The 16,385-nt window shown below is 67.9% G+C and carries 13 protein-coding genes; 12 read left to right on the top strand and 1 reads right to left on the bottom strand.

Annotated elements, in window-relative coordinates; genetic code table 11:
* Positions 1-64: 64 nt before the first annotated feature.
* Positions 65-1,042, top strand: a complete 978-nt coding sequence (locus AC3RCE_RS03855) for a Bug family tripartite tricarboxylate transporter substrate binding protein (RefSeq protein ID WP_492254568.1) — start codon at positions 65-67, stop codon at positions 1,040-1,042.
* A gap of 62 nt (positions 1,043-1,104) precedes the next feature.
* Positions 1,105-1,944, top strand: coding sequence for a phenylalanine 4-monooxygenase (phhA, locus tag AC3RCE_RS03850; RefSeq protein ID WP_218340525.1), 840 nt, complete (start codon positions 1,105-1,107; stop codon positions 1,942-1,944).
* A gap of 937 nt (positions 1,945-2,881) precedes the next feature.
* Here the strand turns inward: phhA and AC3RCE_RS03845 are convergent.
* A complete protein-coding gene (locus AC3RCE_RS03845) occupies positions 2,882-3,778 on the bottom strand; it encodes an esterase/lipase family protein (RefSeq protein ID WP_369641335.1) in 897 nt (298 codons plus the stop codon).
* Between the two features lie 93 nt (positions 3,779-3,871).
* Here AC3RCE_RS03845 and AC3RCE_RS03840 point away from each other — a divergent pair, with 93 nt between their 5' ends.
* From AC3RCE_RS03840 to AC3RCE_RS03795, 10 genes are all read left to right on the top strand, one after another.
* Complete coding sequence (locus AC3RCE_RS03840) at positions 3,872-4,618, top strand: FFLEELY motif protein (RefSeq protein WP_218293154.1); 747 nt, start codon at positions 3,872-3,874, stop codon at positions 4,616-4,618.
* 69 nt (positions 4,619-4,687) lie between these two features.
* Positions 4,688-6,373 carry an AMP-binding protein gene (locus AC3RCE_RS03835; protein WP_218340527.1) on the top strand — a complete coding sequence of 562 codons (1,686 nt, stop codon included), beginning with the start codon at positions 4,688-4,690 and terminating at the stop codon, positions 6,371-6,373.
* Between the two features lie 442 nt (positions 6,374-6,815).
* Positions 6,816-7,769, top strand: coding sequence for a sugar ABC transporter substrate-binding protein (locus AC3RCE_RS03830; protein ID WP_218293152.1), 954 nt, complete (start codon positions 6,816-6,818; stop codon positions 7,767-7,769).
* 38 nt (positions 7,770-7,807) lie between these two features.
* Positions 7,808-9,475, top strand: coding sequence for a sugar ABC transporter ATP-binding protein (locus AC3RCE_RS03825; protein WP_492254567.1), 1,668 nt, complete (start codon positions 7,808-7,810; stop codon positions 9,473-9,475).
* The gene (locus AC3RCE_RS03820; protein ID WP_218340529.1) at positions 9,472-10,464 is read left to right on the top strand and encodes an ABC transporter permease; all 993 of its coding nucleotides are present in this window, start codon (positions 9,472-9,474) and stop codon (positions 10,462-10,464) included. Before AC3RCE_RS03825 ends, AC3RCE_RS03820 begins: the two co-directional genes overlap by 4 nt.
* 56 nt (positions 10,465-10,520) lie before the next feature.
* Positions 10,521-11,546: a LacI family DNA-binding transcriptional regulator gene (locus AC3RCE_RS03815; RefSeq protein ID WP_218293149.1), complete on the top strand. Its 1,026-nt coding sequence runs from the start codon at positions 10,521-10,523 to the stop codon at positions 11,544-11,546.
* Positions 11,543-12,493, top strand: coding sequence for a ribokinase (rbsK, locus tag AC3RCE_RS03810; RefSeq protein WP_218293148.1), 951 nt, complete (start codon positions 11,543-11,545; stop codon positions 12,491-12,493). Before AC3RCE_RS03815 ends, rbsK begins: the two co-directional genes overlap by 4 nt.
* Positions 12,490-12,879 (top strand): D-ribose pyranase, encoded by a 390-nt coding sequence (gene rbsD, locus AC3RCE_RS03805; protein WP_218293147.1) that lies wholly within the window; start codon positions 12,490-12,492, stop codon positions 12,877-12,879. The genes rbsK and rbsD overlap by 4 nt, the downstream gene beginning before the upstream one ends.
* A 220-nt stretch (positions 12,880-13,099) precedes the next feature.
* Positions 13,100-15,262, top strand: a complete 2,163-nt coding sequence (locus AC3RCE_RS03800; protein WP_492254566.1) for an NHL repeat-containing protein — start codon at positions 13,100-13,102, stop codon at positions 15,260-15,262.
* Between the two features lie 159 nt (positions 15,263-15,421).
* Positions 15,422-16,354 (top strand): MBL fold metallo-hydrolase, encoded by a 933-nt coding sequence (locus AC3RCE_RS03795; protein WP_492254565.1) that lies wholly within the window; start codon positions 15,422-15,424, stop codon positions 16,352-16,354.
* The last annotated feature ends 31 nt before the right edge of the window (positions 16,355-16,385 follow it).

The following is a 16,385-nucleotide window of genomic DNA, read 5'->3' as shown; positions in this document are numbered from 1 at the left end:
CATCCCGGGTTAACCCTGACCAGATGCCTATACTGCGCGCTCCCCGGAACTCAAAAGGATCCCGATGTCGCTCCGTAGCACCTTGTCCAGTGTTGTTCTCGTCCTGCTCTGCGCCGCCACGGCGGCGCAGGCGCAGAACCCGTCCGCCCCCCTCACCATCGTGGTCCCCTACCCTGCCGGCGGCCCGCTGGACACCTCGGCACGCATCGTGGCCGAAGGCGCCGCAGCCCAGCTGGGCTCCATCACCGTGGAGAACAAGCCTGGCGCCGGCGGGGGCACCGGGGCCGACCAGGTGGCCAAGGCACCCAAGACCAGCAACCAGATCCTGATGGGCGCGGTGGCCACGCATGCGGTCAACCCCTGGCTGTACAAGAAGAACTTCCCGTACAACCCGCTCAAGGATTTCAAGCCCCTCGTGCTGGTGGCGCGCACGCCCAATGTGCTGGTGGTGAACGTGGAGCAGGCCGCCAGGCTGGGCATCAAGACAACGCCGGACCTGGTGCAGTACCTCAAGAAGAACCCGGACCAGGCCAAGTACGGCTCGGGCGGCAACGGCAGCATCGGCCACATCTCGGCCGAGATGTTCAAGTCGCTCACCAACACCCGCATGGGCCACACGCCGTTCCAGGGCTCCAAGCCCGCCCTGGCGGCGCTGGAGTCGGGGCAGGTGCTGATGGTGTTCGACAACCTGGCCTCGGCGCTGCCGCAGATCCAGTCGGGCAAGCTGCTGGCGCTGGGCGTGACCACGCTCAGCCGCAACGAGTCGCTGCCCAGCGTGCCCAGCATCAACGACAGCGTGCAGGGCTTCAACGTGTCCACCTGGTTTGGCCTGTTCGCGCCCGCCTCGCTGCCGGACGCCGACGCGCGCCGCTACGCCAACGCGTTCTCGGCGGCCATGCAGTCGCCCGCTGGCAAGGAGAAGTTCAAGAAGATGGGCATCACGCCCGAAGAGCTGACGCTCGACGGGTTCGCGCAATTCGTGCGCTCGGAAAACAGCAAGTACGAGTTCCTGATCCGGGCCGCAAAAATCAAGATCGAATAACCGCCGCCCGGGCAGGTGCGCGCCACCCGGCGCGCCGCACCAGGACGGCCAAGGAGCAAAAAATGGGACAAGCCCCCGTCGTCTATGGCCAATCCACCCGCCCACCCCGGGGCGACTACTCGCGCGCCAGCGAGGACTACACCTGCCCGCAGGACTACGCGGCCTATACCGCCGCAGACCACGACACCTACCGCCGCCTGTACGAGCGCCAGCGCGCCCTGCTGCCGGGCCTGGCGAGCCAGGCGTTCATCGACGCCCTGCCCTCGCTGGGCGCCAGCGACCGCATTCCGCGTTTTGAGGAAGTCAACGAGCGCCTTTACAAGGCCACGGGCTGGGAGCTGGTGGGCGTGCCCGGCCTGATCCCCGAGGTGCCCTTCTTCACGCTGCTGGCCCACCGCAAGTTCCCGGTGACGGACTGGATCCGCAAGCCCGAGGAGTTCGAGTACATCGTCGAGCCAGACATTTTTCATGACCTGTTCGGCCACGTGCCGCTGCTGTTCAACCCGGTGTTCGCGGACTATGTGCAGCGCTATGGCCAGGGCGGGCTGAAGGCGCAGGGGCTGGGGTCGTGCGAGATGCTGAGCCGCCTGTACTGGTACACGATCGAGTTCGGGTTGATCCGCGAGGCGGGGCAGTTGCGGGCGTACGGCGCGGGGATTCTGAGTTCTTCGGGCGAACTGGCGTATTCCGTGCAGAGCCCGGAGCCACAGCGCATTGCGCTGCAGCTCGAGCGCACCATGCGCACGCGCTACAAGATCGATACGTACCAGCAGACGTATTTCGTGATCGACAGTTTCGAGCAGCTGTTCGAGATGACGGCGGCGGACTTTGCGCCGATCTATGAGCGGCTGCGGGGGTTGCCGGAGTTTGCGGCGGATGAGCGGGAGGCTGTGGCGGCTTGATTTTTGGTGATATTGGCTGCTAGCGCTAGTGAATCATGCATTGACAGCTACGTCTTTGATAGCACCCCTTTTTGCACCCAGCAATACTTGGCCGAGGCTGTCGGAGGTTGTGGATGTATCGGTCTCTGTGCCTGGGTTGAGGGCGGAGGCCGGGAGTCGCCCGGCATGCGAGTAACTTTCTTTCGCGTCGCCGAAAGAAAGTCACCAAAGAAAGGGCGACCCTACTGCGCGCGTCCCTTCGCTACGCTACGGGCAACCTGCGATGCTCGGACAGGGGGTGCGCCGCAGAACTCACTGCGCGCTACGCGCTCCGTTCAAACAACTGCGGCAAGTCAGTACACGAAGTGCGTGTGTCCTTCGGCACACGCACGCACCCCCTGCCCTGCGCTTCTCGGCACGCGCAGAAGGGAACCCAAAAACGGACATCCACACGGGCCATTGCTTCGCTGGGCCCCCTCTCGCGGGCGCAAGCGCCACGCGCTGCTCAAACTGGGCCGAGCGCAGCAATGGCCCGAATGGATGTCCGGCTGTTCGGTTGTTTGGATGTTCTGCTGTCCACCCCCTGCTGGCTGCGCCTGCGGCGGGGCGGTTGCGGGGTGGCATGGGCGTCGCAGCGCCCATGCTTCGTGCTCTGACTCGCCGTGGCTGTCTGAGCGGCGCGCGCAGCGCAAAACGAGTTCCACGGCGCACCCCGCAACCGACACGACGCAGGTTTGCCCCGGAGCAAAGCGCAGGGGTCGCAGACTGGGGGTCGCCTTTTCTTTGGTGACTTTCTTTTGGCGAAGCAAAAGAAAGTTACTCGCCTGCCGGGGAGACAACCCGGCTCCCGCCCTCAGCAAAGGCATACGGCCAAATCAGCACACCTAACAAAAACTACAAAATTGATAGCTACCAACGCTTTATAGAAAAGCGCCAGCAGTCAAAAAAACTCACAGAATCACCCTCGACCTATCTCCTCCAGACAAGCCTCCATCACCCCAGGGTCAAACGCCATCTGCACATGCGCGACGCCCTCCACCAACCGGTTGTCCGCCCCTGGCAACGCCGCGGTGCTCGCCGGGAACACGATGTTGTCGCAGTTCGAATACCAGCACGTGAACAACGCCGCCCGCCCCGCCGGCTCGGCCCGCTGCAGCGCCACCACCCAGTCCCCCGCCAGGCTCATCTGCCGCCCATTCACCGCCCGGCTGAAGCGCCCGAGCCACGTGCCCCCATGCGGCGTGCCCAGCGTCAGCACCCGGTGCACCCGCCCGTCCGCCTGGTGCGCGCGCAGCCAGGCCCGCACCGCTAGCCCGCCCATGCTGTGGCACAGCAACACCGGCGCCTGGCCCGTGGCCGCCGTCACCTTGCGCACGGCCTCTTCGATGATGTCGGCGTACTCGTCAATCGAGCCCATCACCGGCTCCAGGTTCACCGCCACATGGGCATGGTCCCGGGCTTGCAATGGCGCGAACCACGGCAACCACAGGCCCCGGTTGCACATGAAGCCGTGCACCAGCACCACGCCGCGCTTTCCGGTCGGCTGCGCAGGCAGCCAGTCGGGCAATGACTGGTGGCGAAACGGCTGGCGCCAGCCAAAGACCATCAATGCCACCCACACCTCGGCCCACCAGGCGGCCAGCACCTGGGAGAGGCGCGCACGGGGCGCGGCGTCCTGGCGGTTGGTGAGGTGCATCAGCACAAACTCCACCGCCATCACCGCGAGGTATATCCCCAGGGGCAGCAACGCCCCCAGCACGGCCCGCAAGGGCGAATGCGGCCACTGCCACACCAGCCAGGCGGCCATGGTCAGCAGGATGAACAGGAGCAGGGTTCGTTGCCAGCGCGCGATCATGGTGGTGATGGGCAGATGTTGTAATTGACCAGCCGCATTGTGCGGTCTGGGCCCTGCCCTGGCGCCCCCCGCACGTAGAAAGGACCCCGCCCCATGGATGCCGCCCAGACCATCCGCGACTGCATCGCCGACGTCACGGCCCTGCGCCTGCACCGCACCGGCGATGCCGCACTGGGCGCGGCGGTGGGCCAGGTCAAGACCCTGCAGGCACGGCGCTTCAGGGGCACCTATGCCGACCTCATGGGCTCGCCCTCGTTCGGCCCCGCGGCCCGGTTCTTCCTCGAGGAGCTGTACAGCGACACCGACTACACCGAGCGCGACCTGCAGTTCGGCCGCATCGCGGGCACGCTGCAGACCATGTTCCCCCAGCCCGTGGTGGCCACCGCCGTGGCGCTGGCCGTGCTGCATGCGCAGACCGAGGGGCTCGACCAGGAGATGGGCCGCGCCTGGCTCGACGCCTCCGGCGGGGGCGGCATGCCGGACGCCGCCCGCTACACCGCCGCCTGGCGCGCCGTGGGGCAGCGCCATGCGCGCCAGCAGCAACTGCAGCGCGTGCTGGCCATGGGCACCGACCTCGCCCGCCTGACCCGCACCCCCGGCCTGCGCATGATGCTGCGCATGATGCGCGCGCCCGCCCAGGCGGCCGGCATGGGCGCGCTGCAGCGGTTCCTGGAGGCGGGCTTCGACACCTTTGGCCAGCTCGCGCGCCAGCGCGGCGGGGTCGAGCAGTTCCTGGCCACCATCCAGGAGCGCGAAGGCGCGCTGATGGCGCAGCTGTTCGATGCCGATCCTGTCACCTGCGAGACCCAACTGGCGCGCACCCTAGGACAAGCCCGGTAGCTGACTGCACGCCCGCGCTTCCACAATCTGTGCCCACCCTTTCACTGGCGAGCACAAGGAAACAAGCGCATGGAAAAGATCTGGCTCAAGAGCTACCCCCCGGGCGTACCGCACGATGTGCAGCCCGAGCAATACCGCTCCGTGGCCCACCTGCTGGAGGAATCCTTCCGCAAGCACGCAAAGAGCCCCTTCTCGGTCTGCATGGACCGGTGGATGACCTATGGCGAACTGGAGCGCCGCTCGGCCGCGCTGGGCGCCTACCTGCAGAGCCTGGGCCTGGCCCCCGGCGCGCGCGTGGCCATCATGCTGCCCAACATCCCGCAGTTCGGCGTGACCATGGCGGCCGTGCTGCGCGCGGGCTACACCTGCGTGAACGTGAACCCGCTGTACACGGCGCGCGAGCTGGAGCACCAGCTCAAGGACTCGGGCGCCACGGCCATCGTGATCCTGGAGAACTTCGCGCACACGCTGGCCGAGGTGGTGGACCGCACCGCCATCCAGCACGTGGTGATGACCTCGATGGGCGACCTGCTGGGCGCCGCGTTCGGCGCCTGGATCACCTTCGCGGTGCGCCACCTGGCCAAGATGGTGCCGGCCTACGAGCTGCCCCTGACCGGCGGCCGCAAGCTCGTCACCTTCAAGAAGGCGCTGTCGCTGGGCGAGCACAAGTCCCTGGCCCCGAGCCAGGCCACGCTCGACTCCATCGCCTTCCTGCAGTACACGGGCGGCACCACGGGCCTGTCCAAGGGCGCGGTGCTCACCCACCGCAACATCGTGGCCGCCACGCTGCAGGCCGAGGCCTGGTTCACGCCCGCGCTGTCGAAGGTGGGCGACATCAGCAAGGCCAACTCCATCGCCGCGCTGCCGCTGTACCACATCTTCGCGCTCACGCTGTGCCTGCTGGCCATCCGCCAGGGCTCCAGCCTCACGCTGATCCCCAACCCGCGCGACATTCCCAAGTTCGTGGCCGAGCTCAAGAAGCGCCCCTTCCACATGCTGCCCGCCGTGAACACCCTGTTCAACGCGCTGCTGCAGAACCCGCAGTTCCGCACCCTCGACTTCTCGCACCTGTGCGTGTCGCAGGCCGGCGGCATGGCCGCCAGCGAAGGCACGGCCAAGCAATGGCAAAAGGTCACGGGCAGCACCATGATCGAAGGCTGGGGCATGAGCGAGACCTGCGCCATCGGCACCAACAACCCGGTGAACAACACCACCTTCAGCGGCACCATCGGCCTGCCGCTGCCGGGCATCGACATCGCCATCAAGGACGACGCCGGCCACAGCGTGCCCCAGGGCGACCCGGGCGAGATCTGCATCCGCGGCCCCAACGTGATGACGGGCTACTACAACCAGCCCGAGGAGAACGCCAAGGCCTTCACGCCCGATGGATTCATGCGCACGGGCGACATCGGCATCATGGACAGCGAGGGCTACACGCGCATCATCGACCGCAAGAAGGACATGATCCTGGTGAGCGGCTTCAACGTGTTCCCCAACGAGCTGGAGCAGGTCATCAGCCTGTGCCCCGGCGTGGTGGAATGCGCGGCCATCGGCATCCCCGACGAAAAGCAGGGCGAGGCGATCAAGGTGTTCATCATCAAGAACGACCCCACGCTCAGCGAGGAAGACGTGGCCCGCTACTGCCAGGAGAACCTCACCGGCTACAAGCGGCCCAAGTACATCGAGTTCCGCGACGAGCTGCCCAAGAGCAACGTGGGCAAGATCCTGCGGCGGGAATTGAGAACCGCCGCCTGAGCGGCTCCGCCCCCTTTCCTCTTCTCCTTCCTTTCCCCCTTCTCCTCACGCGCTTCGCGCCAGGAAAAGGGGGCACAACACCGGCGCGGCGGGGGCGGGCCTTGCGCGGTGTTTCTGGCAAGGCAGCGCGCAGGTTTCCACGCCCTGGCGCCACGGCCCGGCCCTTGCTCTTTTCTGCGGGGCCCCTCCTCCCATCCACCCCCTCCAAGCCCCGCGAAGCCAGGGCCGGGCTCCGCGCAGGGCGGCACGGCGGCAGAGCCGTTCCCGGCTTTCTCCCCGCCAGGCCATTGCGTGCTATTTCAGGGTTTTCACCAACCAGCAAACGTTTGCGCAAACGTTTGCTTTCGATATGATTCGCGCCGCGGCATCGCTTTGGCGGGTCGCCCGAAGCGTTTTTGTGGGCGCCGCTGGCGCTTGAAGCCCCATTCCAACAGGAGACACCATGCAGTTCACCCGCCGTTCCGTTCAGACCGCCGCCGCCCTTGCCGTCGTGGGCAGCCTGCTGGCCAGCCCTGCGTTCGCGCAGGACAAGCCCAAGATCGCCCTGGTCATGAAGTCGCTGGCCAACGAGTTCTTCCGCACCATGGAAGACGGCGCCAAGGCGCACCAGAAGGCGCACGCCAGCGAATACACGCTGGTGGCCAACGGCATCAAGAACGAGACCGACACCGCCGCGCAGATCAAGATGATCGAGCAGGCCGTGGCGCAGAAGGTCAGCGCCATCGTCCTGGCCCCGGCCGACTCCAAGGCGCTGGTGCCCGTGGTCAAGTCCGCCATCGACAAGGGCATCCTGGTGGTCAACATCGACAACCAGCTCGATGCCGACGCGCTGAAGGAAAAGAACATCACCGTGCCCTTCGTGGGCCCCGACAACCGCGCGGGCGCCAAGCTGGTGGGCGACCACCTGGCCAAGACACTGAAGGCCGGCGACAAGGTGGGCATCATCGAAGGCGTGTCCACCACCTTCAATGCGCAGCAGCGCACGCTGGGCTACCAGGACGCGATGAAGGCCGCCAACATCACCGTGGTGGGCGTGCAGTCCGGCAACTGGGAAATTGAAAAGGGCAACACCGTGGCCGCCGGCATGATGCGTGAGCACCCCGACTTGGTGGCGCTGCTGGCCGGCAACGACAGCATGGCCCTGGGCGCCGTGGCCGCCGTGAAGGCCGCCGGCAAGACCGGCAAGGTGCAGGTGGTGGGCTACGACAACATCGGCGCCATCAAGCCCATGCTGGCCGACGGCCGCGTGCTGGCCACCGCCGACCAGTACGCCGCCAAGCAGGCCGTGTTCGGCATCGAGCTGGCGCAGAAGGCCCTGGCCGCCAAGACACCCCAGGCGCAGCTGCCCGCCCTGGTGAAGACCGACGTGGTGCTCGTGACCAAGGGCAGCAAGTAAGACGCACCCCGACCCCAGCCGCACCCGCTTCGCCCGCCATGCCCCGCACGACCGCCGCCCCCGCCCTGGCCACTCCCCTGCTCACGATCGACGCCGTGGGCAAGGACTACACGGCCACGGTGCTGGACGGCGTGACGCTGGCGCTGAACGCGGGCGAGGTGCTGGCGCTGACGGGCGAGAACGGCGCGGGCAAGAGCACGCTCTCCAAGATCATCTGCGGGCTGGAGTCGCCCACGCGGGGCGGCATGCGCCTGGCGGGGCAGACCTACACCCCCGGCTCCCGCCGCGACGCCGAACGCCAGGGCGTGCGCATGGTGATGCAGGAGCTGGGCCTGGTGCCCACGCTCACCGTGGCCGAGAATCTGCTGATGGGCCGCCTGCCGCACCGCCTGGGCTGGCTGCGGCGCGATGCGCTGCACACGGCCGCGCGCGCGCAGCTGGACAAGATTGGCCTGCGCGGCATCGACCCCGCCACGCCGGTGTCGCGGCTGGGCATCGGCCAGCAGCAGATGGTGGAGATCGCGCGCAACCTGCAGGACGACACGCGCATCCTGGTGCTCGACGAGCCCACGGCCATGCTCACGCCGCGCGAGACCAACTACCTGTTCGAGCAGATCGCGCACCTCACCGCGCGCGGCGTGGCCATCATCTACGTGTCGCACCGGCTCGAAGAGCTGCGGCGCATCGCCGACCGCGTGGCCGTGCTGCGCGACGGCCGCCTGGTGGACGCGCGCCCCATGGCCGGAATGAGCGAGGACGACTTGGTGCAGCGCATGGTGGGCCGGTCGGTGAGCGACCTGGAGCACCGCCCGCGCCGCCCCGCCGGCCCGGTGGTGATGGGCGCCCGGGGCCTGGGCCGGGGCACCGCCGTGCAGGACGTGAGCCTGGAACTGCGCGCGGGCGAGATCTTCGGCATTGCCGGGCTGGTCGGCTCCGGCCGCACCGAGCTGGTCCGGTTGCTGTTTGGCGCCGACCGGGCAGACCGGGGCAGCATCACGCTGCACCCGGAATTTGAGCAAAAACAGCCCCCAGCGCTTGATGGACAAGCGCAAGCAGCTACACAAAACATAGCAAACCAGGGGGCCAAGGCGCCCCTCGCCACACCACGCACCATTGCGCGTGGCTTCGCCTCCCCCCTGCAGGCCATCGCCGCCGGCATGGGCCTGGTCACCGAAGACCGCAAATCGCAGGGCCTGCTGCTGGCGCAGCCCATCCGCATCAACGCCACGCTGTCCGACCTGTCGGCCGTCTCGCGCGGCGGCTGGCTGCTGCGCGGGCTCGAAAGCCGGCTGGTGCAGGGCTTTGTGCGCACGCTCGGCATCCGCTGCCGCAGCCCCGAGCAACCCGTGGGGCAGCTGTCGGGCGGCAACCAGCAAAAGGTGGTGTTCGCCCGCTGGCTGCACCGCCAGGGCCGCGTGCTGCTGCTCGACGAACCCACGCGCGGCGTGGACGTGGGCGCGCGCGCCGAGCTGTATGGCGAACTCGACCGCATGGCCTCGGAAGGCCGCGCGCTGCTCATGGTGTCGTCCGACCTGCGCGAACTCATGGCCATGGCCGACCGCATCGGCGTGATGAGCGCGGGCCGCCTGGTGGCCGTGTTCGAGCGCGGCGAGTGGTCCGAGCAATCGCTGCTGGCGGCCGCGTTTTCCGAGCCCGGCGGCCGTACCGGCACCACCCCTTCCACCCCTTCTCCTGTCACCGCATGAACGCCCCCGCACACTCTGCCGCCCCCGCGGCGGCACCTTCCGCCTCCTCCGTCTGGCGCAGCCAGCTGGGCACCTACCTGGGCCTGCTGGCCGTGCTGGCGGGCATGGTGGCGCTGTTCTCGTCGCTGTCCGACTACTTCTGGAGCGCCGAGACCTTCATCACCATCGCCAACGAGATCCCGGCCCTGGCCGTGATGGCCGTGGGCATGACCTTCGTGCTCATCATCGCGGGCATCGACCTGTCGGTGGGCTCGGTGATGGCGCTGGCCGCCGCCACCTCGGCCGCCGCCATCCTGCAATGGGGCTGGACGGTGCCCGCCGCCGCAGCCCTGGCGCTGGCCACCGGCCTGGTGTGCGGCACCATCACGGGCGCCATCTCGGTGGCCTGGCGGCTGCCCTCGTTCATCGTGTCGCTGGGCATGCTCGAAGCCGTGCGCGGCAGCGCGTACGTGGTCACCGACTCGCGCACGCAGTACGTCGGCGATGCGATCTCGTGGCTGTCGGCGCCGTTTTTCGGCGGCATCTCGTTCGCCTTTCTGCTGGCGGTGCTGCTGGTGGTGGTGGCGCAGCTGGTGCTGTCGCGCACCGTGTTCGGCCGCTGCGTGGTGGGCATCGGCACCAACGAGGAAGCCATGCGCCTGGCGGGCGTGGACCCGCGCCCCATCCGCGTCATCGTGTTTGCCATGACCGGCCTGCTCGCGGGGCTGGCGGGGCTGATGCAGTCGGCCCGGCTCGAAGCCGCCGACCCCAACGCCGGCACCGGCATGGAACTGCAGGTGATCGCCGCCGTGGTGATTGGCGGCACCAGCCTCATGGGCGGGCGCGGTTCGGTGGTGAACACCGCGTTTGGCGTGCTCATCATCGCGGTGCTGGAGGCGGGCCTGGCCCAGGTGGGCGCGAGCGAGCCCAGCAAGCGCATCATCACGGGGTTCGTGATCGTGGCGGCCGTCATCGTGGACACGCTGCGCCAGCGCCGCGCCGCCGCCTGACACCCCTCCCTCCTTGCCCACCGACTTCCTCTCCTCCCAATTTTTTTCTTCTTCCCATGGCCACTATCAAGGACGTTGCGCGCCACGCCGACGTGTCGGTCACCACGGTGTCGCACGTGGTCAACGGCACGCGCCGCGTGAGCCCCGAGGGGCGCGAGCGCGTCGAAAAAGCCATCCGCGCGCTGGGCTACGTGCCCAGCGCCATCGCGCGCAGCCTCAAGAGCAACAACACGCGCACGCTGGGCATGCTGATCCCCAACAGCTCCAACCCCTACTTCGCCGAGATCGTGCACAGCGTGGAAGACCGCTGCTTCGGCGCGGGCTACAACCTCATCCTGTGCAACACCAACGACGAGGCGCACCGCCAGGGCACCTACCTGCAGGTGCTGGCCGAGCGGCGCATCGACGGACTCATCGTCGTCTCCACCGGGCATGACGCCACCCTGCCCACACAGCTGGCGGGCCTGTCCATCCCCACCGTGCTGGTGGACCGCGAGATCGAGATCGCCGAGCAGCCCTGCGACCTCGTCGAGACCGCGCACATGCAAGGCGGGCAGCTCGCCACGCAGCACCTGCTGGACCTGGGGCACCGCCGCATCGCCTGCATCAGCGGGCCCGAGGGCCTGGTGCCGAGCGAGCAGCGCATCGCGGGCTGGCGCGCCGCCCTGTCCGCGGCTGCGGATGCCCGCGGCGAGGCGCCCATGCTGTGCAACGGCCACTTCACCAGCCAGGGCGGCTACGACGCCATGCACGCCCTGCTGCGCGCGGACACGCCGCCCACCGCCGTCTTCGTCTGCAACGACCTCATGGCCATGGGCGCGCTGTGCGCCGCGCATGAACGGGGCCTGCGCGTGCCCGAGGCGCTGTCCATCGTGGGCTTCGACGACATCGAGCTGGCCGCCTTCACCAGCCCGCCGCTGACCACCGTGGCCCAGCCCAAGCAGCGCATCGGCGCGCTGGCGGTGGACATGCTGCTCGAACGCATCGACGGCAAGCGCCAGGACGCGCGCAAGGTGATGCTGCAGCCCGAGCTGCGCGTGCGCGCCTCCACCGCGCCGCCCGCCCTGGAGACCCGCGCATGAGCGCCTCCGCCGCGCGCGTGCCGCGCATCGCCGTGGTCGGCAGCCTGAACATGGACCTGGTGCTGCAGGTGCAACACGCCCCCGGCCCCGGCGAAACCGTGCTGGCCGACGCCCTGCACCTGGTGCCCGGCGGCAAGGGCGGCAACCAGGCCGTGGCCTGCGCCCGCCAGGGCGCCCGGGTGGCCTTGTTTGGCCGCGTGGGCGACGATGGCTACGGCCACACGCTGCGCGCGGGGCTTGACGCCGACGGCATCGACCACGGCGGCGTGCAAACCGACACAGAAACCACCACCGGCGTGGCCGCCATCACCGTGGAGGCCAGCGGGCAAAACCGCATCGTGGTCGTGCCGGGCGCCAATGGCCGCTTTGTGCTGGATGCCGCCGCGCTGGGCACCGCACTGCAAGGCGCAGGCGGCCTGGTGCTGCAGTTTGAAACGCCCCTGCCCCAGGTCCTGGCCGCCGCCGAGATGGCGCATGCCGCTGGTTGCCCTGTGGTGCTCAACCCCTCGCCCATCCAGCCCCTGCCCGAAGCCCTGTGGCCGCTGGTGCACACGCTGGTGGTGAACGAATTGGAAGCCACGGCGCTGGCAGGCCAGAACGTGACCACGCCCGTGGAAGCAGCCAAGGCCGCGCAAGCCCTGCGCGCCAAGGGCCCGGCCCAGGTGGTGGTGACGCTGGGCGCGGCAGGCGCCGTGGCCGCCGACGCTGCCGGCAGCCGCCACCACCCCGGCAGGGTGGTGCGGGCCGTGGACACCACGGCGGCGGGCGACACCTTCCTGGGCGCGCTGGCCGTGGCGCTTGCGCGCGGCGAGCCCCTGGATGCCGGCGTGCGCGACGGCATCCGCGCCGCCGCGCTGTGCGTGACGCAGCCGGGCGCCCAGCCCTCCATCCCCACCCGCGCCGCCGTGGCGCACAGCCCCCTGCCTCCCGACTGGATCGCCCTGTGAAACGCACCACCCTGCTGCATGCCGAACTCTCCCACGCCATCGCCAGCCTGGGCCACGGCGACATGCTGGTGATCGGCGACGTGGGCCTGCCCATCCCGCCCGGCCCCCGCCGCATCGACCTGGCACTCACCCCGGGCATCCCGGCCGTGGCCGACGTGCTGCGCGTGGTGCTGTCGGAGATGCAGGTGGAAAAGGCCGTGATCGCCACCGAGGCCGTGGAGCGCGGCGCAGGCCATCTGCCCGGCTGGTGCCAGCTCCCGGTGGAGCCGCAGGCCGTGCCCCACGACGACTTCAAGCGCCTGACCCAGCAGGCCCGCGTGATGGTGCGCACGGGGGAGTGCACGCCGTATGCCAACGTGATCCTGGTGGCGGGTGTGACGTTCTGATGCCCGCTGCCTCAACCTCAGGCTGTGATAGACGACCAGCCTACAAGATCTGAGGGGTGCTTTTTCAGGTCTGCAGTTCTCCAAGGCCCACAAGGCGCCAGAGTCGACTTGCAACGGATTGAAACAGCGGTCACGTTTTTTTAATGTCTACGCATAATCATTTCACAGACAAAGCACCACATTGGTGCGGCTTTTTTACACGCATCGGGAGAATCCGCCCATGAAAACCATGTCGCGAAAGCGCCCGGCTGCCCGTACCTGGCTGGCCTTACTTCTAGGTGCGTCCGTTCTAATCATCTCGTGCGGCGGCGGAAGCGATCAGGGTACGCCGGTTACACCACCCGCAGTCAAGGCTTCGCTCAGCCTGCTCGCTGGGGCCACCAGCGGCTCTGGCTATCTAGATGGCCCCGCTGCTGACGCACTTTTTGCCAGTGCGCCTGCACTGGCGCTCTCCTCCACGGGCGACTTGCTGCTGGCCGACACGGGCAACCACGCCATCCGCAAGTTGACGGCCTCCGGCATGGTCAGCACGGTGGCTGGCGGCAAAAGCCCCGAACCATCCCCGTCCATACAGGGGCAATACGCTGATGGACCGGGTACTACAGCCCGCTTCTACTATCCATCGGCGATCGTGTCGGACGCAGCAGGCAATACCTACGTGGCGGACACCGCCAACCACCTGGTGCGCAAGATCGACAACACAGGCGCAGTCACCACCTTCGCGGGCAAGGCCGGGGTGTGTGGCAATACAGACGGTGCGCCACAGGACTCGACAGTCTGCGCCCCCCGGGGGCTGAAGCTGGACAGCGCCGGAAATCTCTATGTCGGCCAAAGCTCCTACACCTATCCGAAAATTCGCAAAATCACGCCCGCGGGTCTGACGAGTACGCTGGACGCTGCATTGCCGATACCGGAACGCTCCAGCTTCGTCGTGGATGCCTCCGGCACCATCTACGTCACGGATGGCAGTTCCATCAAGAAATATGCCCCGACTGGCGAACTGACCCACATCTCCGGCGACAAAGACATCCAAGGAACAACCGATGGTGATGCAACAACGGCCCGGTTCGGCATCCTCCAGGACCTGGCAATCGATGCTGCCAACGAGCTCTACGCGCTGGATGGACTCCGTTCCGCCACCATTCGCCACATCGCCAAGAACGGAACAGCATCCACAGTAGCGACCAATGCTCCTGAGGCGCTGGGCGGCACCAGCCTGGTGATTGATCGCAGCGGCAACTTCGTTGCCAGCCTCTCCAACGGCCTATCCACGTGGGTCCAGAAGTATCAGCGCGACGGCACCCGCACCATCCTTGCCGGTAGGCCGACGCAACCAGATCTCGAAGGCCCCCCGCCCGATGGACCCGGCGTGGATGCACGGTTCAGGGCACCTCTGGCCCTGGCATTGGCGAAGTCTGGCTCTTTGTATGTGAGTGACTACGACAAATCGCGGATGCGCATCGTCAACCCGGATGGCACCACGAGGACCCGCGCGCTTCAGTGGCCCGCAGGCGCTGAAGGCCCTTCCTGGCGGGCCATGGCGGTGGACGGACAAGACAACATCTACGTTGCGTCGACGGCCAGCATGCGGGACTCGCCCAATCTCATTTACCGGTTCACCCCCGCAGGCCAGGGCGCTGTATTGGCAGATGTGTCCACATGGATCGCCCCCTTTGTATCGGGCGGTCGGACCTACAGTTACTTTGCAGGCATCAATGGGATTGCTGCCGACGACGCTGGCAACGTGTACGCAAGTGGCGTCAATGGCGTCATCCTCAAGATCACTGCGGCGGGCTCGGTCAGCGTGCTGGCCGGAAGTCCCGGCACTTTGGGCCATGTAGATGGGCCGGGCAGCACCGCACGCTTTGCCATCCTGGGGAACATGACTCTGGATCAGGCAGGTAACCTGTATGTGGTGGATGGACTCAACGACGCGTTCACCGGCATTGGCCCCACCATCCGGAAGATCACCCCGGCAGGCATGGTGAGCACCATCGCCGGTCGAGCCGATCTGCCTGCGGGCCTGGCGGATGGCCCTGCCGGTAGCGCACGCTTTGCTGTCGCCAGTTACAGCACCTATACGGCCGGCGGGGTCTACCTGGGCCAGGACTTCGGCTCCAGCCACGGGGAGGATGGCGCAACGGCCAGTCTTGCCGTGGACTCCAAGGGCCATTTGTACCTCACCGACCCCGTCAATAGCGTAATCCGCAAGATCTCCGCAGAGGGCCAGGTGACGACCTTGGTGGGCCAAGCAGGGCAAAGAGGATTCGTGGGCGGAGATCTCCCAGGAGTGATCCACACGCCTGTGGGCGTCGCGGTGCGCGACTCGAAGCTGTACTTCACCACGCGCAATGCTGCATCACAAGTGAGCCTGCCGCAGTAGCGACGCGCTGCCAGTTACCGCCACCCGGCCGCAGCAGCCATCGCAGGCCGAGCTGCGGGTTTTGGAGGGCTTCGGGCGGCCCCCACCTGCGGTACGCTGGGCAGCAGCCCACGGCGCGGCACGCATGCCCGCCACAGACGCCATCGAATTCCCGCCCCCATGCCCACCACCGCGCCCCACGACCTCCTGCCCCCCGAAATCACCGTCCTCGAACGCGGCTGGCTGTCTGCCAACAACATTCTCTTCATTGGCCACCACGACACCGCGCTGGTGGACACGGGCTACTGCAGCCATGCCGAGCAGACCGTCGCCCTGGTGCGTGACGCGCTGGCCGGCCGCCCGCTGGACCGCGTGCTCAACACCCACCTGCACAGCGACCACTGCGGCGGCAACGCCGCGCTGCAAAAGGCCTGGCCGGGCGTGCTCACGGCCATCCCGCCCGGCCAGGCGGACCATGTGCGCCAATGGGACGCCTATGCGCTGAGCTACACCCCCACGGGCCAGGAATGCCCGCCCTTTCGGGCCGACACGCTGCTCACGCCCGGCTCCTGCGTGCTGCTGGGCGACAAGCCCTGGCAGGTGCATGCCGCCCCGGGGCACGACCCGCATTCGGTGGTGCTGTTCGAGCCCCAGGGCCGCGTGCTGATCTCGGCCGATGCGCTCTGGGAAAGCGGCTTTGGCGTGGTGTTTCCCGAGCTGGAAGGCGACGATGCCTTTGCCGAGGTGGGCGCCACGCTGGACGTGATCGAGAAACTCTCGCCCCAGGTGGTGATCCCCGGCCACGGGCCGGTGTTTGCCGATGCGCCCCGCGCCATCGACGGCGCGCGCCGGCGCCTGGACGGCTTCGTGCGCAACCCGGCCAAGCACGCGCTCTACGCCGCGAAGGTGCTGCTCAAGTACAAGCTGCTGGAGTGGCAGCAGATCAGCATGGCCGACCTCACGGCCTGGGCCGACGCCACGCCCTATTTCGGGATGCTGCGCGAGCGCCACTTCGCGGAGCAGACGCAGGCCGAATGGCTGCGCAGCCTGGCCGATGACCTGGTGCGCTCCGGCGCCGCGCTGCGCCAGGGCGAGGTGCTGCACAACGTGTAAGCCGCGCGGGGGCGGCTGCAGGCGGCCGCGC

Source organism: Acidovorax sp. GW823-FHT05D11 (genome assembly GCF_058795695.1).
Note: the sequence above shows the minus strand (reverse complement) of the source record. Positions and strands in the feature narration are given on the sequence as shown.

Bases quoted from the DNA above. Each gene is read 5' to 3' on its own strand.
- AC3RCE_RS03855 (WP_492254568.1), top strand. From the start codon at position 65: ATGTCGCTCCGTAGCACCTTGTCCAGTGTTGTTCTCGTCCTGCTCTGC.
- phhA (WP_218340525.1), top strand. From the start codon at position 1,105: ATGGGACAAGCCCCCGTCGTCTATGGCCAATCCACCCGCCCACCCCGG.
- AC3RCE_RS03845 (WP_369641335.1), bottom strand. From the start codon at position 3,778: ATGATCGCGCGCTGGCAACGAACCCTGCTCCTGTTCATCCTGCTGACC.
- AC3RCE_RS03840 (WP_218293154.1), top strand. From the start codon at position 3,872: ATGGATGCCGCCCAGACCATCCGCGACTGCATCGCCGACGTCACGGCC.
- AC3RCE_RS03835 (WP_218340527.1), top strand. From the start codon at position 4,688: ATGGAAAAGATCTGGCTCAAGAGCTACCCCCCGGGCGTACCGCACGAT.
- AC3RCE_RS03830 (WP_218293152.1), top strand. From the start codon at position 6,816: ATGCAGTTCACCCGCCGTTCCGTTCAGACCGCCGCCGCCCTTGCCGTC.
- AC3RCE_RS03825 (WP_492254567.1), top strand. From the start codon at position 7,808: ATGCCCCGCACGACCGCCGCCCCCGCCCTGGCCACTCCCCTGCTCACG.
- AC3RCE_RS03820 (WP_218340529.1), top strand. From the start codon at position 9,472: ATGAACGCCCCCGCACACTCTGCCGCCCCCGCGGCGGCACCTTCCGCC.
- AC3RCE_RS03815 (WP_218293149.1), top strand. From the start codon at position 10,521: ATGGCCACTATCAAGGACGTTGCGCGCCACGCCGACGTGTCGGTCACC.
- rbsK (WP_218293148.1), top strand. From the start codon at position 11,543: ATGAGCGCCTCCGCCGCGCGCGTGCCGCGCATCGCCGTGGTCGGCAGC.
- AC3RCE_RS03800 (WP_492254566.1), top strand. From the start codon at position 13,100: ATGAAAACCATGTCGCGAAAGCGCCCGGCTGCCCGTACCTGGCTGGCC.
- AC3RCE_RS03795 (WP_492254565.1), top strand. From the start codon at position 15,422: ATGCCCACCACCGCGCCCCACGACCTCCTGCCCCCCGAAATCACCGTC.